The organism is Ramlibacter sp. AN1133 (assembly GCF_037890035.1).
In the GTDB taxonomy this organism is placed as follows: Bacteria; Pseudomonadota; Gammaproteobacteria; order Burkholderiales; family Burkholderiaceae_C; genus Ramlibacter.
Genome location: NZ_JBBKTQ010000036.1, coordinates 17918 through 38009, shown reverse-complemented (window position 1 = coordinate 38009; position 20092 = coordinate 17918). Strand labels below are relative to the sequence as shown.

Genomic DNA, 20092 nt, shown 5'->3' with positions numbered 1-20092 from the left:
CCGCGAAAACGGCCGATTCGCCCGGCTATAATTGCGGGCTCGGCGTGTAGCGCAGCCTGGTAGCGCACTTGCATGGGGTGCAAGGGGTCGCGAGTTCGAATCCCGCCACGCCGACCAACGATACGACCAGCCCGGTACCTGCCAAGGTGCCGGGCTTTTTCGCTTGCGGCCGCGCAATCAGTGCGGCGTGGACTTCTTCTCGCCGTGCTTGTGGGGACCCGTCGGCGATGCGGCGGACCGCCCCGACTTCTTCGCCGCGGCCTTGTCCGAGACCGTGCCGCTCGCGTGCGATTTCTTGCCGGCGTGGGTCTTCCCGCCTTTGTTGTCCTTGGTGGATTGGGGCATGCGTCGTTCTCCTGATGGCTGCGCCGGACCATCCGGCGTTTCGCATCAAGGTAGGCGGCGCGCCGGCAGCGCCGCGTCGGGCGGGAAGGCCGATCCGCGTAGGACCGCGTCAGCGTCCGCGCGTCTTCTCGCCCGCCGTCATCTGCTCGAGGATGCTGCGCAAGCCCGCGCCGGACCGTGCGCCCGGCGACTGCGCGTCCTCCGCGTGCCCGGAGCGCGCCGTGCCGGACCCTGCGCCGGCCTCCCGGGTGAGCAGGCGGTCCAGCGTGGTGGTGAGTTCCACCGGGTTCACCGGGGCGACCAGGAAGCCGTCCCCGCCGCTCTCCGCGGCCGCGAGGGCATCGGCCTCCTCCATCCGCACCGCGGACATGTGGATGACGGGCAAGCGGGCGGTCGACTCCCGGGCGCGCAACAGCCGGCACACCTCGAAGCCGTCGACATCGGGCAGGTGCACGTCCAGCACCACCGCGGAAACGAACTCGCTCAGCTCCAGCGCCTCGGCTCCGCCCGAGGCTTCGACCGTGTTGTAGCCGCCGGCGCGCAGGTGCCGTGCCACCGCATATTTCATGCTGGGGTTGTCGTCGACCACCAGGACGCTGTGCGCGCGGCGGAAGGTCGTCCGGTCGGGACTGCTGGAAGAAGGCATGAGTTTGTACGAATCATCCTACTCCGCATCGGACCCGGTCCGTTCGGTAGCGCACATGATCCCCAGCGGGACAGTTCAGGCTTGCCTGGCCGGGTCCCCGGCTCCCCGCGCACGCAGCAAGCGCGCCACACGGCGGCGCGTGCCCGGCGGCTCGCGCGTCGTGACGCTGCCGAAGGCGCGCTGGTAGATCGTGCGGCGCAGGGCCTGCGGCAGCTCGCTCCATTCGTCCACGAGCGCTGCGCCGAGCTGTTCGAGCATGCAGCGGTCGATGGGGGCGAGGCGGCCGGCCGCCCTGATCGCGCCTAGGGGTTGTCCGTTCATGGACCATCATGCGGGCGCCCCGCGCGCGGGTCGGTGCGCCACCGCACACACCTGCGCGCCTGGGCCGCCGGGCATAATCGACGTGCATGGCCTCCGTCGTATTCGCTGACCTGGTCGGCAGCACAGGCATCTTCGAGCGCCTGGGAGACGAGACCGCAGGGCGCTTCGTCACCCAGCTCACCACCGCGCTCGCCAAGATCTTCGAGCAGCACCAGGGCCGGGTGGTCAAGCTGCTCGGCGACGGCCTGTTCGTCGTTTTCGCAAGCGAGGAGCAGGCGATCACCGCCTGCATCGCGATCCAGCAGCAACTGCAGCAGAAGCCCGTGCGCCCGGGCGGCACCGGCCGGCCGGTGCAGATGCAGATGGGCATCGAGTCCGGCGAGATCGTCGAGATCGAGGGCGACTGCTACGGCGATGCCGTCAACAGCGCCGCCCGCCTCGCGGACCTCGCGGGCGCCCAGCAGATCCTCGCCAGCCAGCGCGTGCGCAGCGCCCTGCCGGCACCGCTGCAAGCCAGGTTGCGCAGCCTGGGGCCGATGTACCTGCGCGGCAAGAGCGACGCCACCGAGGTCTTCCGCGTCGAATGGCAGGCCGGCCACGAAGCGGATGCCACCGTGATGGGCGTCTCGCTCGCCAGCCCTTCGGCCGGGGAGGCCCACCTGGAATTGAGCATCGCCGGCCAGCGGCTGCAGCTGCGCCCGCGCGGCGAGGCGATCACGCTGGGCCGCTCGGTGACGGCCGACCTGCCGGTGAACGACTCGCGCGTGTCGCGCCTGCACGCCACGCTGGAATGGCGCGGCGGTCACTTCGTGCTGACGGACGCCTCCAGCTTCGGCACCTGGGTCTATTTCGGCAACCAGCCGGAACCGGTGGTGCTGCGCCGCACGGAGTGCTACCTGGTCGGCCAGGGCCAGATCGCGCTCGGCTGCGATCGCACCGCGGAAGCCGCGCCGATCGCCAGCTTCGCGGTGGGCAGCTAGGGGCCCATGGCGCTGCAGGTCCACGTCGCCGGCCCGGGAGTGGATGTCACCCGCCGGCTGGAGGCGGGCGATCCCGCCCTCATCCTCGGCCGCGACAGCGACTGCGCGATCTGCCTGCCCGACCCGGAACGCAGCGTCTCGCGCCGGCACCTGAGCCTGTGGAACGAGGGCGAGCAGCTGCACTTCCACGTGCTGTCGGTCGTCAACGGCGTGCAGACGGCGGCCGGCGAACTGCCGCCCGGCTCGCGCGGCGTGCTGGGGCCGGGGGAGGTGCTGGCGCTGTCGGCGTTCCGCATCTCGGCGGCTGTCGCGACGGACGCCGCCGCACCCGCGCCCGAGTTCGTCGATACCTGGGCGCGCCTGCAGGTCGAGGCGGACCTGCTGCAACCCGGCGAAGGCGCCACGCAACCCGAGGCGCCGGCGGAGGAGGACCCGTTCGGCGACTGGGGCTTCCAGAGCACCTTCGGCCCCGGCTCGCCGGGCGGCGCGCTCAGCGCCGATGCCCTCACGCCGGCGTCCGACCTGCAGGCCTTCCTCGACGGGCTCGGTGTCGGCGGCGGGGAGCCCGGCCTCACGCGCGGCGAGCTGCACACGATCGGCCGCCTCACGCGCATCGCGGTGCAGGGGCTGTTGCAGGCCAGCGAAGCCGCTGCCGGCAGCCGCCGGGATGCGCGCGCGGGCGACCACACGATGGCGGAGAAGCGCGAGCTCAATCCGCTGCGCATGGACGCCCCGATCGAGGCCAAGCTGTCCTACCTGTTCGGGGGCGCGGCGGCCAGCGCCGGCTTCCTGCCGCCCGACCGCGCCATGGCGCAGGTCGCGACCGAGCTGGCCGCCCACGAGCACGCCATGGGGCAGGCCGTGCAGGAGGCGCTGGCCGGGGTGCTGGCGGATTTCGAGCCGGAGGCGCTCAAGAAGCGCTTGCTGGGCGGCGGCGGCCGGCTGTTCGAATCGGCGCGGGCCTGGGATGCCTTCGCCAGGGACTACGCCGAGCGGATGGCCGCCGAACCGGCGTGGGTCCAGCAATTGCTGGACCGGCATTTCGCCCGGGCCTACGCGCGCGCGCTGTTGCGTGCGAAACGCAACACAAGCGGCCGCTCCGACGGTTGAGCCGCTCGGCCTTGCGCACGGGGTGCGGGCTAGAATGCGTTTCCACCTGTTGCGCCTCGGGCTGATGTGACTCTGAAAAAGTTGGGACGTTACGAAGTGCTGCGCGTCATCGGCAAGGGCGCGATGGGCGTCGTGTACGAAGGGCGCGATCCCAACCTGGACCGGCGCGTCGCCATCAAGACGGTGAAGGTCGAGAACCTCTCCGAGGAAGCCGCCGCCGAATACGAGCACCGCTTCCGCACCGAGGCGCGCTCCGCCGCCCGCCTGCAGCACCCCAACATCGTCAGCGTCTACGACTCCGACCGGGACGGCAACGTCGCCTTCCTGGTCATGGAGTACATCCAGGGCGACGACCTCAAGCACCACCTCGATCGCGGCCAGCGCTATTCGCTGGAGCAGTCGCTCAAGATCGTGCGCGACCTGCTCAGCGCGCTGGACTACGCGCACAAGGCGGGCATCGTGCACCGCGACATCAAGCCGGCCAACCTGCTCATCGAGCCGGCGGGGCGCGTGAAGCTCACCGACTTCGGCGTGGCCCGCATCCAGGACTCGGGCGAAGCCACGCGCACCCAGGGCAGCATGATCGGCACCCTGAAATACATGGCGCCCGAGCAGGTCCAGGGGCAGAAGATCGATTCGCGGGCGGACCTGTTCTCGGCCGGCGTCGTGCTGTACCAGCTGCTGACGGACAAGCGGCCCTTCGACGGCGACAACGATTTCTCGATCATCCACCAGATCATCGGCCACACGCCGCCGCCGCCCAGCAGCATCAATCCGCGCCTGCCCGGCGCGCTCGATGCGGTGGTTGCGCGCGCCCTGGCCAAGGACCGCGAGGAGCGCTTCGCCACGGCGCGCGACTTCGCCGTCGCCCTGCAGGCGGCGATCCGCCGCGCGGAGGACCAGACGGTGGTGCCGCCGCTGAACCCGAACCGCAGGCCCGAGCCCGCGCTGTCGCGCCCGCTCACCACGCCCGGCACGGTTCCACCCGGCGGCACGGTGCCTGGTGGCGTGACGACGCCCGGCGGCACGTCGACGGTCACCCAGGAGCTGGAGCTCGTCTACTGGAAGGACGTCAAGGACGCCACCGACCCCGAGGAGCTCCAGGGCTTCCTGGAGAAGTTCCCGGCCGGCATCTATGCGGACCTGGCGCGCCGGCGCCTGCGCAAGCTCTCCGGCGGCGACCAGACGGTGGCCGCCGGCATGACGCAGCCGGGCAGCGGCATGGCGGCGGCGACGCCCGCATTCACGGCCAGCGTCTTTCCCAACAGCGCCTTTCCGAACCTCGAGGCCGGTGCCTTGCCCCCGGAGGCCGCACGCCCGGGCGCGGACGCATCGAGCGCGTTCCAGCCGACGCAGTGGATCGAGGAGGAATACACCCGCACCGTCGCCGAGCCGCCGGCGGACGCCGCGGCCGCCACCGCCACCACGGTGCCTGAAGGCGCTGCTGCCGCTGCTGCGAGCGCTGCCGCCGCGCCGGCGCCCACGGCGAAACCCCGGCGCGCGCCCGAGCCCGCGGCACCCGCGAAGAGGAAGGTGCCCGTGGCCGTCCTCGCCGGCGTGGGCGTGCTGGCGGTGGCCGGGGTGCTGGCGATGGTGATGGGGCGGGGCAAGGGCCCGGCGCCCGAGCCGCAGGCCCAGGCGCCTTCCGAATCCGTTGCCGCCGCGCCGCAGCCGGCGCCCGCGGCGGCGCCCACCGCTCCCGCTGCGCCCGTGGTCGCCGCGGCACCCGCGGATGCCCCGGCCGCTGCTTCCGCGTCCGCCACGAAGGCGGTGCCCGCCCCCGCAGGCGCGGCGCACCCGCTGACCAAGGCCGAGCGGGACAAGGAGCGCGCGGAGAAGGCCGCCGCCCGCAAGGCCGCTGCCGAAAGCCAGCCCAAGCCAGGAACCAGGACGGCCGCCGTGCCGCCCGCGCCCGAGCCCGCGCGCTCCGGCCCGACCCCGCCGCCGCGCATCGATCCCGAACCTGCCCGGGCGCTGCCGCCGCCCGTGACGACGGCCAACTCGGGCAACGGCGCCAACTACCAGGCGGTGGACCAGTGCAAGGACCGCATGTTCCTCGCCAAGGAACTGTGCCTGGCGGAGCACTGCGACAAGGCGGGCGCGCGCAACCATCCGCTGTGCGTCAAGCGCCGCGAGGAAGCCCGCATGCGCGAGGAAAGCAAGGTCCCGCGCTAGGAGCCAGGCTCCCAGGAGCCGGGCTCCGGGGCGAGGACGTCGCTACAGGATGTCGACGTTGTGTACCGCGAAGTGGCCGCGGGCGCGGTCGGCGAAGAAGCGCTCCAGCGTTTCGCGCACCGTGCGGAAGGCGATCTCGTCCCAGGGGATCTCGTGCTCCTCGAACAGGTGCGTCTCGAGCGTCTCGAAGCCGGGGTCGAACAGGTCCGACAGCAGGCGGGCGCGATAGAACAGGTGCACCTGGCCCACGCGCGGCACCGAGAGCACCGTGAACAGGCCTTCCAGCTCGATCTGCGCGCCGGCTTCCTCGTGCGTCTCGCGCATGGCGCCCTGCGCGGTCGTCTCGCCCAGTTCCATGAAGCCGGCCGGCAGCGTCCACTTGCCCCAGCGCGGCTCGATGTTGCGCTTGCACAGCAGCACCTTGTCGCCCCAGTAGGGCACGGTGCCCACCACGTTCAGCGGGTTCTCGTAGTGGATCGTGTCGCACGCGGGGCAGACCGCGCGCTCGTGCGTGTCGCCGTCGTCGGGCACGCGGTAGACGACGGCGGTTCCGCAATTGCGGCAATGCTTGATGGGACTGCGGAGCGTCACTTGGTGGCTGGCGGTGAGCGGCAGAGCGCGCGAAGGTAGGCTGGCGGTGAGCCGCGAAGCGCGCGAACCCCAGCGCTTCCGGCGTGACAAGGGCTCCCGCAGGAGCCCTTCTGGACAAGGTTGAATGGGAGTTTACGCCTTGGTCGTCTTGGTGTGCTTGTCGATCAGCGCCTTGGCCGTATCGAGCAGCTTGCGCCCCTCGAAACCGCGCTTGTTCATGTCCTCCACCCACTCCACTTCGATCTGGCGCGAGCGGCGGCGGAACTCCTGGGCCTCGGCCGCGCTGACCGTGAAGATGCTGGTGCCGGGCTGGTCCACGGCGGCCTTGCGGCCGGGAACGTCGCCGGCCTGCTGCACCTTGCCCAGCCAGGCCGACGTGGCCATGCCGGAGTTGGCGTCGATGACCTTCTTCAGGTCCGGCGGCAAGGAGTTGTACTTGGCCTTGTTCATGGCCATCACGAAGGTCGTGGTGTACAGGGCGCCGCCGGCGGGGTCGAACTCCGCGTGGTGCTTGGTCAGTTCGTGCACCTTCACCGAGGGCACCACTTCCCACGGGATCACGCAGCCCGTGATGGTGCCCTTGGACAGCGCATCGGGGATCTGCGGCAGCGGCATGCCCACCGGCGTGGCGCCCAGCGAGCCCACCAGCTTGGTCACCTGGCGGGTGGGGGCGCGGACCTTCAGGCCGCGCATGTCGGCCACCGTCTTGACGGCCTTGTCGACGGTGTGGATCACGCCGGGGCCGTGCACGTGCAGGGCGATGACCTGCGTGTCCTTGAATTCGTCGGGCGCGAGCGTCTGCACGTATTCCCAGTACGCCTTGGAGGTGGCCTCGGCGTTGCTCATGATGAACGGCAGCTCGAACACCTCGACGCGCGGGAAGCGGCCGGTGGTATTGCCCGGCAGGGTCCACACGATGTCGACCACGCCGTCGCGGGCCTGGTCGTAGAGCTGCACCGGCGTGCCGCCAAGCTGCATCGCCGGGTAGGCCTCGAACTTGATGCGGCCCTTGGAGTCCTTCTCCACCTTGTCCATCCACGCCTTGTGCATGTTCAGCCAGACGTTGGAGGTCGGCGCCATGAAGGTGTGGAACTTCAGCGTGACGGCCTGCTGCGAGAGGCTGCCCAGGGCCGCGCCGCCCAGCGCTGCCGCGGCGCCGGTACGAAGAACTGTTCTGCGTTGGATCATTGTCGGGTCTCCAGGAGAGGTGCGCCCGAACTTAACGCATGCGCCGCCGCGCGGAGTTGGGGGCTTTCCCTCACCGTAGGCTGGAGGTGGAGCGCAGCGCAACCCCGGCGATCCGTCCGCCAGCGCCGGGGTTCGCGCGCTGGCGCGGCTCACCACCAGCCTACGAGATGTACTTCACCAGCCAGAGCGAGATGGAGGGAAAGAACAGCAGCAGCAGCGTGCGCAGCGTGTCGCTCACCAGGAACGGCATCACGCCGCGGTAGCTCTCCCAGATCGGGATGTCGCGGGCCATGCCGTTGACGACGTACACGTTCAGTCCCACCGGCGGCGCCAGCAGCCCGAAGCCCACCGTCATCAGCACCATGATGCCGAACCAGATCGCCGTGTATTCCTTGGACATGCCGAAGTCGAGCGCCATGATCATCGGGAAGAAGATCGGGATCGTCAGCAGGATCATGGACAGTTCGTCCATCACGGCGCCCAGCACCACGTAGAACAGCAGCACCGCGGCGACCACCATGACGGGCGACAGGCCCCACGATCCCACCACGCTCGCGAGCTGCGCCGGCACCTGCGTGAGCGCGAGCGCGGAGTTCATCACGTCGGCGCCGATGAAGATCATGAAGATCATCGCCGAGCCTTCGGCCGTGGCGTAGAAGCAGTGCTTGAACTTCTGCCAGGTCATCTCGCGCTTGATCAGGGCCGCGACGAAGGTGGACGCGGCGCCGACGGCGGCGCCCTCCGTGGGCGTGAAGAGGCCGCCGTAGATGCCGCCGAACACGAGCGCGAAGATGATCGCGATCGGCACCACGCCGCCGAGCGCGCGCAGCGTCATGCGGGCGGCCTGTTCGTGCTCCGGCGCGTGGCCCGGCACCAGCCGCACGTAGATGCCGATGGCGAGCATGTAGCCCACCATCGCGATCAGGCCCGGCACCATGGCCGCGGCGAACAGCTTGGCGATGTTCTGCTCGGTGAGGATGGCGTAGATCACCAGCGGCACCGAGGGCGGGATCAGGATGCCCAGCGTGCCGCCTGCCGCCAGCGTGCCGGTGGCCAGCCGCCCCGAGTAGCCGTGGCGCCTGAATTCCGGCAGCGCCACCGAGGTGATCGTCGCCGCCGTCGCCACCGACGAGCCGCAGATCGCGCCGAAGGCCGCGCAGGCCATCACCGCCGCCATCGCCAGGCCGCCGCGAAAGCGCGACATGATGGCGCTCGCGAACTCGAACAGCGCCTTGGAGATGCCGCCCTGGGTGGCGAAGTTCCCCATCAGGATGAACAGCGGGATCACCGACAGGTCGTAGCTCGCGAAGCGCGCGAAGGCCTGGGCGTTCAGGAAGTTCTCGAGCGGCGCCAGCCCGGCCTGCATCGCGTAGCCGATGCAGCCCGCAATGAACATGGCGATGGAGATCGGCGTGCGGACCGCCATCAGCGCCAGCATCAACCCGAAGATCAACCCGGTGAGTGCCAACGGACTCACTCGTGCACCTCCGGCCCGAACCCGAAGGCGGCCTGCCACAGCCCGATGACCGCGGTGAGCACCAGCGGCGGCACCATCGCGCAGTACACGATCCACTCGGGGAAGCCGAGCATCATGGTGGTGGCGTGCGAGTTCCAGGAGCTCAGGCCGCCCAGCGACGTGCGCCAGGCGAGCAGGGCGATCGCCAGTCCCAGCAGCAGCGCGCCCAGGCGATCGAGCTTCTCGTTGGTGCGCGCGCTGCACTTGGCGGTGAAGAAGTCGACGATGATGTTGCCGCGCCGGACCTGGCACCAGGGCAGGAACAGCGCGATCGCGGCGCCCGCCGTCACGCCCGTGAGTTCGAAGTCGCCCACCAGCGTGGTGCCGGTGGTGTTGCGGCCGATCAGGCTCACGCAGGTCATGAGCGTGATCCCCGTCAGGATGAAGCCGGCCACGATGGCGCAGAACTTCGCCAGTATCTCCAGGACGCGCAAGGTCTTGGCCCCTCTTGTTGCTTTGTCGGAGTGTGCTCACGCGCAGGCCACTCCCCCGTCGGCCGCGCAGCCGCGATCATAGGGCACCGCCGCCGCGGCGGTGCCCATGCGGTCAGGACAGCAGGGCGCTCAGACCACGCGCACGCGCAGTTCCGGCAGGCCGGTGACGCCGCCCACCAGCGTGTCGCCCTTGCCCACCGCGGCCACGCCTTCGGGCGTGCCGGTGTAGATCAGGTCGCCGGGTGCCAGCTCCCAGGCGGCGGAGATGTGCTCGATGATCTCGCCGATGTTCCAGATCAGCTTGGACACGTTGCTGCGCTGGCGGTCCTTGCCATTGACCTGGACCCAGATGTCCGCGTTCTCCACGTCGCCGGCCTGCGCCGCCGGGACGATGGGGCCGATCGGCGCGGCCTGCTCGAAGGCCTTGCCGATCTCCCAGGGGCGGCCCAGCTTCTTCTGCTCGCCCTGCAGGTCGCGGCGGGTCATGTCCAGGCCCACGGCGTAGCCCCAGATGTGCTTCTTCGCATCGGCGGCCTTGATGTTGCGCCCGCCGGTGCCGATGCAGGCCACCAGCTCGATCTCGTGGTGCAGGTCCTTGGTCAGGGGCGGGTAGGCCATCTCGCCCGTCTGCCCTTGCGGCACCACCAGCGCGTTGTCGGCCGGCTTGATGAAGAAGAACGGGGCCTCGCGTCCGGTGAAGCCCATCTCCTTGGCGTGCTCGACGTAGTTGCGGCCGACGCAGTAGATGCGGCGTACCGGGAAAGTTTCGGCGCGGCCGACGACCGGCACGCTCACGACGGGCACGGCGGGGATGACGTAGCTCATGACAACCTTTCTTCGGAATGGATCCCCAGCGCTTCGTGGACGGGGCGGTCGGAAAAACTGAACAGGACGCAGCCCCTGGCGGAGGAGAGGCGCGCAGTGTGCCACGAGGGCACGACGAAGTGATCGCGCGGGCCGAAGGCGTAGCGCCACTCCTCGCCGCCGGCGGTGATCGTCACCTCGCCTTCGCCTTCGACGACGCTGTAGACGGCGCCATCGGTCTGGCGCCAGCCCTGGCCGCTGAAGCCGGCCGGCAGCTTCTGCAGGAAGGTGCCGATCGTCGGCATGGTCCAGCCGCCGGTGAGCGGGTTCACATAGCGCAGCTTGGTGCCGTCGCAGGCATCGATGGGCGCGGAGCGTTCGAGCTGCTCCAGCGCCTCGCGGCTGCGCTCGTAGGGATAGCTGAAGATCGGCGACGTGCGGCCGTAGGGGGACGTTGCGCGCAGCGGCGCCATGTTGTGGCCGTAGCGCGCGAAGCTGGTGCCCTCGCGGCGCGTGACCTGCTGCGACTTGCTGGTGTCGTTCTGCGCGAAGCCGGCGTCGAAGAAGCGGATCATCGGGATGTCCAGGCCATCGAGCCACACCACCGGCTCATCGGCCTCGTGGCCGTGGTCGTGCCACGTCCAGCTGGGCGTGATGATGAAGTCGCCCGGATGCATGATCGTGCGCTCGCCGTCCACCGCGGTGTAGGCGCCGGAGCCCTCGACGATGAAGCGCAGCGCGCTCTGCGTGTGGCGGTGGCTGGGCGCCACTTCGCCTGGCAGGATCAGCTGCAGGCCGGCATAGAGCGACTGCGTCACCGCGGACTGGCCGCGCAGCTTCGGGTTCTCCAGGATCAGGACGCGGCGCACGGCCTCCTCGGCGGTGATCACCTCGCCGGCGCGCATCAGGTAGGGCCGGATCTCGTCGTACTTCCAGAACGCGGGCACGCAGGGCGTGCGCGGCTGCGGCGGCACCAGCGCATGCAGCACCTCCCACAGCGGCGTGAGGTTGTGCGGGTCCATCTCGCGGTACAGCTGCTGGCGCAGCTGCGCGGTGGGAAGCGGTGCGTTCATGGTGTCTCCTTATTCGGCGCGGCCCAGCCAGGCGCCATTGTCTTCGAGGCGGGATTGCAGGGCGGCGATGTCGACGGCGCTGGCTGCAATGCCGGATTGCAGCGCGAGGTCGGCAGCAGTCCCCACCGCCTGCCCCATGACGAAGCAGGCGCCGGTGACGCGCGCCGCGGACTGCGCCTCGTGGCTCATCGAGGCGCAGCGGCCGGCAATCCACACGTTGTCCAGGCCCTGCGGCACGGTCATGCGGTAGGGCAGGTGGTTGAAGCCGCGGCTTTCCGGGATCTTCGGCCAGCGGAATTCGACGTCGCCCTTCAGGTGCAGTTCCAGCGGCCAGCCGTTGACGCCGATGGTGTCGGCAAAGCTCGCGCACTCCAGCACGTCGGCCTCGGTGAGCTGGTACAGGCCGCGCACGCGCCGTGTCTCGCGGATGCCCACCTGCGGCGCGATGTCGACGATGTAGCAGCTCTCGAAGCCGGGCACCTCGCGCAGGAAGCCGGCGACCGCGGCGATCTGGCGCCGGCCGAGGATTTCGGCTTCGCTCAAGTCCCGCGCATCGGTGCCGTCCATGGCGTTGCCTGCGCGGTTGGCGAGCTGCGTGAGGTTCACGCGCCATTCGATGCCGCTCTTCTGCGGCCGCACGATGGGCGTCTTGCGCGGAAAGGTGTAGCGGCCTTCGGCCTCGGCCTGGAGCATCAGCCTGGGGATCACCTCCCAGGCCTTGCCGGCCCGCTCGGGGTTCACGCCGTTGATGCGGAACATGGTCGAGGGATAGAGCATGTTGCCCTGGCCGTCGCCCTTCTCGTAGGGCACGCCGGCCCAGGCGGCGAGGTCGCCGTCGCCGGAGGCGTCGATGAAGGCGCGGCCGAGGATCGCGTGGCGGCCCGACTTCGTCTCGACCAGCAGGGCCTGCACGCGCCGCTCGCCGTCCATCACCACCCCGGCGGCGAGCGCGTGGAACAGGATCTCCACGCCCGCGGACAGCAGCAGGTCGTCGGCAGCGATCTTGTAGGCGGCCGTGTCGTAGGCCTGCGCCACGGTCTTGCCGAACAGGGCATGCGGCTGGTTCAGGCCGCCCAGGCGCTCTATGCGCTGCAGCAGGTCGTCCGCCACGCCATGCACCACCTGCCGGATCTCGCCGTGCACGTTGGCGTGCAGGCCGCAGAAGTTGGTCACGCCGGCCGCGGTGCCCATGCCGCCGAGGAAGCCGTAGCGTTCCACCAGCAGGGTCTTGCGGCCGCCGCGCGCCGCCGAGACGGCCGCGGCCATGCCGGCCGGGCCGCCGCCCAGCACGACGACGTCGTATTCGCCCCAGACGGGCGTCGCGCGGCTGGGTTCGGTGAGGCTGCGGGTCATCGGTCGAACAGCTTGTCCAGCTCCAGGCCCTGGTACATCCATTGGAGTCCGGCGAAGCCCGCGGATTCCTGCCCGCCCTGGAACATGCGGTTGCGCAGCTCGCGCGCGACGCCGCAAGCGTGATAGATGTCGCCGTAGAAGCGCGCGGTGAGCTGCACGCGGCCGGTGCGCAGGTAGCGCGCCTGCTGGTACTTCTGGAACGCGGCGGAGACGTCGTTGCGAGTGTGCTTGAGCGCCTCGCCGAGCACGACGGCATCCTCGATCGCCTGGCCCGCACCCTGCGCCAGGTACTGCAGCATCGGATGCGCGGCATCGCCCAGCAGCGTGACGCGGCCGTCGGTCCAGTTCTTCACCGGCTCGCGGTCGCACAGCACCCACATCTTCCAGGTCTCGATCTTCCCCAGCAGCTCGCGCACCTGCGGCACGGCCTGCGCAAAGCGCTCGTTCAGTTCGGCCGTGTCGCCGAAGGTGTTCCAGCCTTCGTCGTACTTGTTGCTGTGGAACACGGCGACCAGGTTGAACAGCTCGCCCCGGCGCAGCGGGTAATGCACCAGGTGCGTCTTTTCGCCGCCCCACAGCAGCACGTCGTCGCTCCACAGGTGCGCGGGCACCTCCTCGCGCTTGAGCACCGCGCGGTAGGCGATGTGGCCCGAGACGCGCGGCTTGCCGTCGCCCACGACCGCCTCGCGCACGCGGCTCCAGAGGCCGTCGGCGCCGATCAGCGCGTCGGCGCGCAAGGTTTCGCCGCCGGCGAGCCGCACGGTCACGCCCTGCGCGTCCTGCGCATAGCCCTCGACCTTGCATGCGGTGCGCAGCGTCACGTTCGAAAGCTTGCGGCAGGCCTCGAGGAACACGTTGTGGATGTCCACGCGGTAGATCACGCCGTACGGATAGCCGTAGGCCGCGATGGCGGCATCGCCCAGCGGCACGCGCACCACCTTCTCGCCGGTGCGCACGTCGTTCATGCCCAGGCCGGGCGGGAAGAAGGCCACCTCGTTGATCGCCTGCGTGAGGCCCAGCAGTTCGAACATGCGGAAGATGTTCGGGCCCAGCTGGATGCCGGCGCCGATCTCGCCGAAGGCGGCCGACTGCTCCAGCACCGTGACCTGGTGGCCCTGCCGGCCCAGCACGCAGGCGGCGGCCAGGCCGCCGATGCCGCCGCCGGCGACCACGAATGAAAGCACTTCGCGCATGGTTTGTCTCCTCCCGGCCCCCTGAGGTCAGGGCGCGCGGGATGCTAAGCATACATATTGATTTGACCTGGCGCAAGGTTCCTGCATAGACTGCGCGCCATGAGCAAGGGATTCGACTTCCGGCATGCGCCGGGCCACCTGATCCGGCGCGCGCACCAGGTCGCCGTGGCGATCTTCATGGAGGAGACGGCGGGCTACGAGGTCACGCCCGTGCAGTTCGCCATCCTCAACGCGCTGCTGCAGGACCCGGGCGAGGACCAGGTGACGCTGGCGCGCAAGGTCGCCTTCGACGCCGCCACCTTCGGCTCCGTGATCGGCCGGCTGGAGGCGCGCGGCTGGGTGCGGCGCGAAGCGGACGAAAGCGACCGGCGCCGCAAGCGGCTGTGGGTCACCGCCGATGGCGCCGAGGCCGCGCGCAGGATGAGGCGCCCGGTCGGCAAGGTGCAGTCCCGCATCCTGCAGCCGCTGGACGAAGGCGAACGCGCGCAGCTGGTCGCCTTGCTCGATCGGCTCGTGGCCGCGCACGAGGACATCGCGGCCGGTGGCGAGCAGGCGTAACAAAGCTGAAGTTTCGACTCTGTCCGACAGCAGAGCGCCGCAATTTCGACTTCAATGCAGGAGCTTTCTTTGCACTGACAGGAGAAGAGAACATGAACACGAACACGATCCGTTTCGGCCTGATTGCCGTCACCGCCGCCGCTTTCGGCCTGGCCGGCTGCGCCGATATGAACAACGCCATGGGCGGCATGAGCCCCAACGCACGCAACACCGCCATCGGTGCCGGCGTCGGCGCGCTTGCCGGTGCCGCGATCGGCGGCGACGCCAAGGGCGCCCTCATCGGCGCCGGCGTCGGCGCCGCCGGCGGCTACATCTGGTCCAGGAGCATGGAGCAGAAGCGCGCGGCGATGGAGCGCGCCACCATGGGCAGCGGCGCGACGGTGTCGCAGACGCAGGACAACCAGCTGAAGCTGAACGTGCCGAGCGACCTGTCGTTCGACACCGGCCGCGCCGACATCAAGCCGAACATGCGTCCCATCCTCGACCAGTTCGCCAACGGCCTGGCCGGCCAGCCGAACACGGAAGTGCGCGTCATCGGCCACACCGACAGCACCGGCGGCGATGAACTGAACAATCGCCTGTCGCTGGAGCGCGCGCAGGCGACCAAGAGCTACCTGGTCTCGCGCGGCGTGAGCCCCAACCAGATCCAGGTGGCGGGCCGCGGCGAGCACGAGCCGGTGGCCGACAACACCAGCGATGCCGGCCGCGCGCGCAACCGCCGCGTGGAGATCTTCCTCGGCGAGCGCAGCGTCGCCGCGCGCTGAGCTTCGGCCTGCACCCATGACAAAGGGGCCTCGCGGCCCCTTTGTCATTGCTCGTCGCTCTTGGCGACGAGCGTGAAGTGCTCCACCACCGGTGGCTGGGCGAAGTACGGCCCGACGATCGCGCGCCATTCGGCGAACAGCGGGCCGCCGCGGAACTTCACCGTGTGGTCTTCCAGCGTGTCCCAGAAGACCTGCAGCACGTAGCGATCCGGCGACTCCACGCCCTTGTTCACCTTGAAGCCGCGGCAGCCTTCGGCACGCGCGATGACGCTGCGCGCGCCGCGCTCGATCGCTGCCTCGAATTCCTTCTGCTGGCCCGGCTGGATGCGGATGTCGGCGAGTTCGAGAATCATCGTGGCGCTCCTCAGTGTTGGCTTTCCGGCAAGTCTACCGCCAGACCATCGAGCTCCGCGGTGAGCTTGATCTGGCAACTCAGGCGGCTGTTCGGCCGCCGCGGCGAGGCGGTGAATTCCAGCATGCCCATTTCGTCTTCCGTCGGCAGCTCGAGCCGGCTGGCGAAAGGCTCGCGCACGTAGACGTGGCAGGTCGCGCAGGTGAGCAGGCCGCCGCAATCGGCCTCGATGCCCTTCACGTTGTGGCCGACGGCCGCCTGCATCAGGCTCTGGCCGGGCTTGACTTCCAGCGTCGTCTCGCCGGGGGCCGAGGCCGGCCCGAACAGGTGCACCTTGATCCTCATCACAAGCGTCCGAAGTATTCGCGCCGCTGGAATTCGTCCTTGTTCTCCGAGGCCTCGAAGCGCTGCTGCTCGCTGCGCTTGATCTGGGTGAAGTAGGCGATGAACGCGGGGCCGAACGCCTCGCACAGCGAGAGGTCGGTGTGCAGCGCGTCGAGCGCCTCGCCCAGGCTGGTCGGCAGGTTCTCGCCGGCGCCGGCATAAGGCGCGTCGGTCGCCACGGGCGGCAGCAGCCGGCGGCCGATGCCGTCCAGGCCCGCATGGACCTGCGCCGCGACATAGAGATAAGGGTTGGCCGCGGGCTCGCCGATGCGGTTCTCGATGCGCGTGGCCTCGTCGCCGCAGTCGCCGATCACGCGCAGCAGCGCACCCCGGTTGTCGCGGCCCCACAGCACCGATTGCGGCGCCAGCGCGTTCGGGCGGAAGCGGCCGTAGCCGTTGGCGGTGGGCGTGCAGAACGCCGTCATGCCGCGGGCGTGCTGCAGCAGGCCGGCCAGCCAGTGCTCGCCGAGGGCCGACAGCGTGAAGCCCGCATCCGCCGGCGTGGCGTGCGTTTCGGGGCTGGCGCGCCGGAACGCATTCGCTCCGGTGCGCAGGTCCACCAGCGACTGGTGCAGGTGCCAGCCGCTGGACATGATGTTCGGGAAGGGCGGCCGGCACATGAACGTGGCGTGGTAGCCGGCGCGCCGCAGCGCCATCTTCACCGCGTTGCGGAACAGGACCATGTTGTCCGCCGCCGTCAGCGCATCGGTCGGCTCGAACACTGCCTCCACCTGGCTCGGCCCGAGCTCCACCTCCAGCGACAGCAGCGGCAGGCCCAGCGCCTGCGCGGTGCGCTGCACGATGCGCAGCGGCTCCTCGGCCAGGTCGTACCAGCCTTCGGCCAGCAGGTTGTAGCCGGGATGCACCAGGCTCACGCGCGGCACGGGCGCGGGCCACGCGGCCTGCTCGGGGTCGAGCTGCGGCTGCGCGTCCTCGATGCGGTAGATGTGGAACTCGATCTCCAGCCCGCACTTGAGGCCGTAGCCGGCGTGCTCCAGCCGCGCGAGGGCGCGCTGCAGCACGCGCCGCGTGTCCAGTTCGACCGGCTGGCCGTCGGTGAACCAGGGCTGGCCCTGGATCCAGCCGCTGGAGGGCGTCCAGGGCAGCTGGCGGAAGCTGGCCGGATCGCCCAGCAGCTGCAGGTTGTTGGCGAAGCCGAACCCCGGCAGGGAAGCGGTGCCGCCCGGCTCGAAGACGCGAAAGGCGGTGCGGTCCGAGCTGTCCTTGAGCATCAGCGTGCTGACCAGCCCGACGCCCTCGCGCAGCGCGCGCGCCGCCGCGGAGCCGACCAGGGTCTTGCCGCGCAGCACGCCGTGCAGGTCGCACCAGGCGAAGCGCACCAGTTCCAGCCCCTGGGCCTCGATCAATTGCGCGACGCGCGCCACGGATTCTTCGCGCTCGGCATCGTGGATGCCGCAGCGCTGGGCAAACGACGTCACGTGGGCTGGGCCTCCGTGCGGGTCGTGGGCGCGGCGAGCCAAGGGGCGCCGGCGCGCCTGGCCTGCACGCGTTCGCGCCACCAGGTGCTCCAGGCGCCTGCGGGTGCGATGCCGTCCACGGTGTCGGGCCCGCGCATGTCGGCGGCGAGCGAGGCATCGGCCACGCCAGGGGCGACGCCGCCGGCCTGCACCGTCGCTATCGCCGCGAGGAGCATGCGGCGGTTGGCCATGATCACCTTGTCGCTGGTGCCCAGGTGCTCGCGCGTGCGGTCCTGGATGGCGCCCATGCTTTCCACGGCCCACTGGTCATGGACGTTGATGTCCTCCTCGCCCATGCCCAGGAAGGTGCGGCTGCGCTGCTCCTCGGGATCGAAGCCCCAGCCGTCGTGCCGCCCCGACTTCGGCACGTAATCGGGCAGCGCGATGAACTGCAGCCGCTGCTGGCGCATCGCCTCCTTGTCCACGGGCCCCCCGAAGCTGGTGAAGATCGAAACCCAGTAGGTGTGCGTGTCGTCCACCGGCAGGTGCATCTGCGTGATGGTGAGCGTCTCCGACAGCGGGATCACGAAGGTGTGGGGGAAGATCGCCTGCGTCACGCGCACGTGCGTCAGCTCCTGCGTCATGGAGCGCAGGGCCGTGAGCTGCAGGCCCCAGGGCTTGCTCTCGGCAGAGATGTCCGGCTGGTGGAACTCGCGCATGATCCGCGTCATCGGCCACTTCTCGCCGCCGAAGTCCCCGGCGCTGGCGCTGCGGAACTGCTTGCCGGCCGGGTTGTCGCCGATCGCCTCCAGCGGCGCGTCGCCGAGGAAGCGGTGCAGGAAGGACGGATGCGCCGGGTCGATCCCGACCTCGAAGGCCTGCAGCCAGTTGCAGTGCCACAGGCCCTTGAACGCGAAGGTATGCGTGGCGGGTGCCGCGAAGCAGTCGAACTGCGGGAAGGGCGGCGGGGTGCTGCCTTCCTCGCCGAACCAGCCGAAGAGGACACCGCTCTTCTCGACGACCGGATAGCTGCGCTGGCGCACCCGCTCGCACAGCTTGCTGCCGGCGGGCTCGGCGGGCGTTTCCAGGCAGCGGCCCGTGGCGTCGAACTTCCAGCCGTGGAAGGGGCAGCGCACGCCGTCGCCTTCGTGGCGCGCGAACGCGAGGTCCGCGTTGCGGTGCGGGCAGTCGCGATCCAGCAGCCCCCAGCGCCCGGCCTCGTCGCGGAACAGGATGAGGTCCTGCCCCAGCACCCTCACGGGCTTGAGCGCGCGCTGGGCCATGCGCGGGTCCAGCCGCGGATCGAATTCATCGACCAGGGCGACCGGCTGCCAGTACTGGCGCATCACGGCGCCGCAGGGCGTGCCGGGGCCGATGCGCGTGACCAGCTCGTTGTGTTCAGCCTTCATGCGTGCCGCCTCCTGTCGGCCGGATCGTAGCGCAGGGCGGCTGCCGCGCGTGCCGGTGCCGTCGACCGCGGGAATCTTGAGGCAGCTCAACGCAGGCCGGGCCGAATAGCGGATTGATCGATGCTGCAAACGAAAGGAGATCCGCATGGACCTGGACCACGCCGTCGACAAGCACGCCGAGTGGAAAGTGAAGTTCCGCGCCGCCATCGCCAGGCACGAGACGATGGATGCCGGCACCATCGCCAAGGACAACTGCTGCGACCTCGGCAAGTGGCTGTACGGCGAGGGCAAGAGCCGCTGGAGCGCCCTGCCGGCCTATCGCTCGTGCGTGGCCAAGCACACCGAGTTCCACCTCGCAGCGGCCCGCGTGGCGCAGGCGATCAACGCGAAGAAGTACGCCGAGGCGGAGAAGATGCTCGAAGGCAACGCGCCGTACAGCGCCGTGTCGCGCGACGTGGTGACCGCGATCCTGCGGCTGAAGAAGGAAGCCGCGCTGTAGCGACAAGCAGCGCGGCTCCGCGGTGCGCCCGCCGCTCAGTGCAGCGCGTGCACCAGCTGGCTGGCGCACAGGTGGACCGCGACGTTGGCTTCGTCCAGCACGCGGCCCATCAGGATGAAGCCGTGCACCTCGCGCTCGAAGTTCACCAGCGTCGCGCGGCTGCCGGCCTCCGACAGCTTCTGCGCGTACTGCAGGCCCTCGTCGCGCAGCGGGTCGTAGCCCGCGGTGAGGATGAAGGCCGGCGGCAGGTCGGCGTGGCTTTTCGCCAGCAGGGGAGAAGCACGCCATTCCTGGTCGTGGGCGTCGCCGCCGAAGTAGTGGTCGTGGAAGTAGTTGATGGTGTCGCGTGTCAGCAGGTAGCCCTGGCCGTTGGTGGTGTGCGAGGGCCAGCCGCGGCGCTGGTCGGTGGCGGGGTAGATCAGGAGCTGGAACTTGATCGGCAGCCTGCCCGTATCGCGCGCATGCAGTGCCACGACCGCGGCGAGGTTGCCGCCGGCGCTGTCGCCACCCACGGCCAGCCGGTTCGCATCGACCTTCAGGGCAGCGGCGTTGTCGCTGATCCACTGCGTGGCGGCAATGGCGTCGTCCACGGCCGCCGGGAAGCGGTGTTCGGGCGCGAGCCGGTAATCGACCGCGATCACGGCCGTGCCCGACAGGTTGGACAGCTCGCGGCACAGGGTGTCGTGCGTCTCGAGGTCGCCGATGACCCAGCCGCCGCCGTGGTAGTAGACCAGCACCGGCAGCACGGCGTCGTCCGGCGTGCCGAGCGGGCGGTAGCTGCGCAGGCGGATGGGGCCGGCGGGGCCGGGTGCCTCGAGGTCGCGCATCGCCGCGACGTGCGGCGGCTCGGGCTGGGTGAAGAAGCGCCGCTCGAGGTAATACGCCCGCGCATCGTCGGGCGAGAGCGTGTGCATGGGCGGGACGCCCTTTTCCTCGATCAGCCGCAGCAGGGCCTGGGCTTGCGGATGCAGCATGCGGG

General features: G+C 70.1%; 22 protein-coding genes and 1 tRNA gene. 7 read left to right on the top strand and 16 right to left on the bottom strand.

Features of this window, described 5'->3' with window-relative positions; genetic code table 11:
* Positions 1–40: 40 nt before the first annotated feature.
* Positions 41–117, top strand: a tRNA-Pro gene (locus tag WG923_RS28455).
* A 60-nt stretch (positions 118–177) separates the two neighbouring features.
* Here the strand turns inward: WG923_RS28455 and WG923_RS28450 are convergent.
* The 3 genes from WG923_RS28450 to WG923_RS28440 form a co-directional block, all read right to left on the bottom strand.
* Entirely contained in the window at positions 178–345 is a 168-nt protein-coding gene (locus WG923_RS28450) for a hypothetical protein (protein WP_340354410.1), read from the bottom strand.
* Positions 346–454: 109 nt separating this feature from the next.
* Positions 455–991 (bottom strand): response regulator, encoded by a 537-nt coding sequence (locus tag WG923_RS28445; RefSeq protein WP_340354409.1) that lies wholly within the window; start codon positions 989–991, stop codon positions 455–457.
* A 75-nt stretch (positions 992–1066) separates the two neighbouring features.
* The gene (locus tag WG923_RS28440) at positions 1067–1312 is read right to left on the bottom strand and encodes a hypothetical protein (protein ID WP_340354408.1); all 246 of its coding nucleotides are present in this window, start codon (positions 1310–1312) and stop codon (positions 1067–1069) included.
* Positions 1313–1398: 86 nt separating this feature from the next.
* On the opposite strand from WG923_RS28440, the gene WG923_RS28435 reads away from it, so the two are divergent.
* From WG923_RS28435 to WG923_RS28425, 3 genes are all read left to right on the top strand, one after another.
* On the top strand, positions 1399–2292 hold the full coding sequence (locus tag WG923_RS28435; protein ID WP_340354407.1) for an adenylate/guanylate cyclase domain-containing protein: 894 nt from the start codon (positions 1399–1401) through the stop codon (positions 2290–2292).
* 6 nt (positions 2293–2298) lie between these two features.
* Positions 2299–3402: a type VI secretion system-associated FHA domain protein gene (locus tag WG923_RS28430; protein ID WP_340354406.1), complete on the top strand. Its 1104-nt coding sequence runs from the start codon at positions 2299–2301 to the stop codon at positions 3400–3402.
* Positions 3403–3483: 81 nt separating this feature from the next.
* Positions 3484–5577, top strand: a complete 2094-nt coding sequence (locus WG923_RS28425) for a serine/threonine-protein kinase (protein WP_340354405.1) — start codon at positions 3484–3486, stop codon at positions 5575–5577.
* A 42-nt stretch (positions 5578–5619) separates the two neighbouring features.
* Here WG923_RS28425 and WG923_RS28420 read toward each other — a convergent pair whose 3' ends face one another.
* From WG923_RS28420 to WG923_RS28385, 8 genes are all read right to left on the bottom strand, one after another.
* On the bottom strand, positions 5620–6168 hold the full coding sequence (locus WG923_RS28420) for an NUDIX hydrolase (protein ID WP_340354404.1): 549 nt from the start codon (positions 6166–6168) through the stop codon (positions 5620–5622).
* A gap of 132 nt (positions 6169–6300) precedes the next feature.
* On the bottom strand, positions 6301–7356 hold the full coding sequence (locus tag WG923_RS28415; RefSeq protein WP_340354403.1) for a TRAP transporter substrate-binding protein: 1056 nt from the start codon (positions 7354–7356) through the stop codon (positions 6301–6303).
* A gap of 160 nt (positions 7357–7516) precedes the next feature.
* Positions 7517–8833, bottom strand: coding sequence for a TRAP transporter large permease (locus WG923_RS28410; protein ID WP_340354402.1), 1317 nt, complete (start codon positions 8831–8833; stop codon positions 7517–7519).
* Positions 8830–9306: a TRAP transporter small permease gene (locus WG923_RS28405; RefSeq protein ID WP_340354401.1), complete on the bottom strand. Its 477-nt coding sequence runs from the start codon at positions 9304–9306 to the stop codon at positions 8830–8832. The genes WG923_RS28410 and WG923_RS28405 overlap by 4 nt, the downstream gene beginning before the upstream one ends.
* 129 nt (positions 9307–9435) lie before the next feature.
* Entirely contained in the window at positions 9436–10131 is a 696-nt protein-coding gene (locus WG923_RS28400) for a fumarylacetoacetate hydrolase family protein (RefSeq protein ID WP_340354400.1), read from the bottom strand.
* Positions 10128–11183, bottom strand: coding sequence for a gentisate 1,2-dioxygenase (gene gtdA, locus WG923_RS28395; protein WP_340354399.1), 1056 nt, complete (start codon positions 11181–11183; stop codon positions 10128–10130). The genes WG923_RS28400 and gtdA overlap by 4 nt, the downstream gene beginning before the upstream one ends.
* 9 nt (positions 11184–11192) lie before the next feature.
* Positions 11193–12536, bottom strand: a complete 1344-nt coding sequence (locus WG923_RS28390; RefSeq protein WP_340354398.1) for an FAD-dependent oxidoreductase — start codon at positions 12534–12536, stop codon at positions 11193–11195.
* Entirely contained in the window at positions 12533–13729 is a 1197-nt protein-coding gene (locus WG923_RS28385) for a 3-hydroxybenzoate 6-monooxygenase (protein ID WP_340354397.1), read from the bottom strand. Before WG923_RS28385 ends, WG923_RS28390 begins: the two co-directional genes overlap by 4 nt.
* Before the next feature lie 99 nt (positions 13730–13828).
* On the opposite strand from WG923_RS28385, the gene WG923_RS28380 reads away from it, so the two are divergent.
* Complete coding sequence (locus WG923_RS28380; RefSeq protein WP_340354396.1) at positions 13829–14287, top strand: MarR family winged helix-turn-helix transcriptional regulator; 459 nt, start codon at positions 13829–13831, stop codon at positions 14285–14287.
* 92 nt (positions 14288–14379) lie between these two features.
* Positions 14380–15051 carry an OmpA family protein gene (locus WG923_RS28375; RefSeq protein ID WP_340354395.1) on the top strand — a complete coding sequence of 224 codons (672 nt, stop codon included), beginning with the start codon at positions 14380–14382 and terminating at the stop codon, positions 15049–15051.
* Positions 15052–15095: 44 nt separating this feature from the next.
* Here WG923_RS28375 and WG923_RS28370 read toward each other — a convergent pair whose 3' ends face one another.
* The 4 genes from WG923_RS28370 to WG923_RS28355 are packed head-to-tail and all read right to left on the bottom strand — an operon-like array spanning position 15096 to position 18614.
* Positions 15096–15404, bottom strand: a complete 309-nt coding sequence (locus WG923_RS28370) for an antibiotic biosynthesis monooxygenase family protein (RefSeq protein WP_340354394.1) — start codon at positions 15402–15404, stop codon at positions 15096–15098.
* Positions 15405–15415: 11 nt separating this feature from the next.
* Positions 15416–15748: a 2Fe-2S iron-sulfur cluster-binding protein gene (locus WG923_RS28365; protein ID WP_340354393.1), complete on the bottom strand. Its 333-nt coding sequence runs from the start codon at positions 15746–15748 to the stop codon at positions 15416–15418.
* Positions 15748–17226, bottom strand: a complete 1479-nt coding sequence (locus WG923_RS28360; RefSeq protein ID WP_340354392.1) for a glutamine synthetase family protein — start codon at positions 17224–17226, stop codon at positions 15748–15750. The genes WG923_RS28365 and WG923_RS28360 overlap by 1 nt, the downstream gene beginning before the upstream one ends.
* Positions 17223–18614, bottom strand: a complete 1392-nt coding sequence (locus tag WG923_RS28355; protein WP_340354391.1) for a Rieske 2Fe-2S domain-containing protein — start codon at positions 18612–18614, stop codon at positions 17223–17225. The genes WG923_RS28360 and WG923_RS28355 overlap by 4 nt, the downstream gene beginning before the upstream one ends.
* A gap of 145 nt (positions 18615–18759) precedes the next feature.
* On the opposite strand from WG923_RS28355, the gene WG923_RS28350 reads away from it, so the two are divergent.
* Positions 18760–19113 carry a CZB domain-containing protein gene (locus WG923_RS28350; RefSeq protein ID WP_340354390.1) on the top strand — a complete coding sequence of 118 codons (354 nt, stop codon included), beginning with the start codon at positions 18760–18762 and terminating at the stop codon, positions 19111–19113.
* A 35-nt stretch (positions 19114–19148) separates the two neighbouring features.
* Here the strand turns inward: WG923_RS28350 and WG923_RS28345 are convergent, their stop codons facing one another.
* Positions 19149–20087, bottom strand: coding sequence for an alpha/beta hydrolase (locus WG923_RS28345; protein WP_340354389.1), 939 nt, complete (start codon positions 20085–20087; stop codon positions 19149–19151).
* Positions 20088–20092 lie beyond the last annotated feature (5 nt).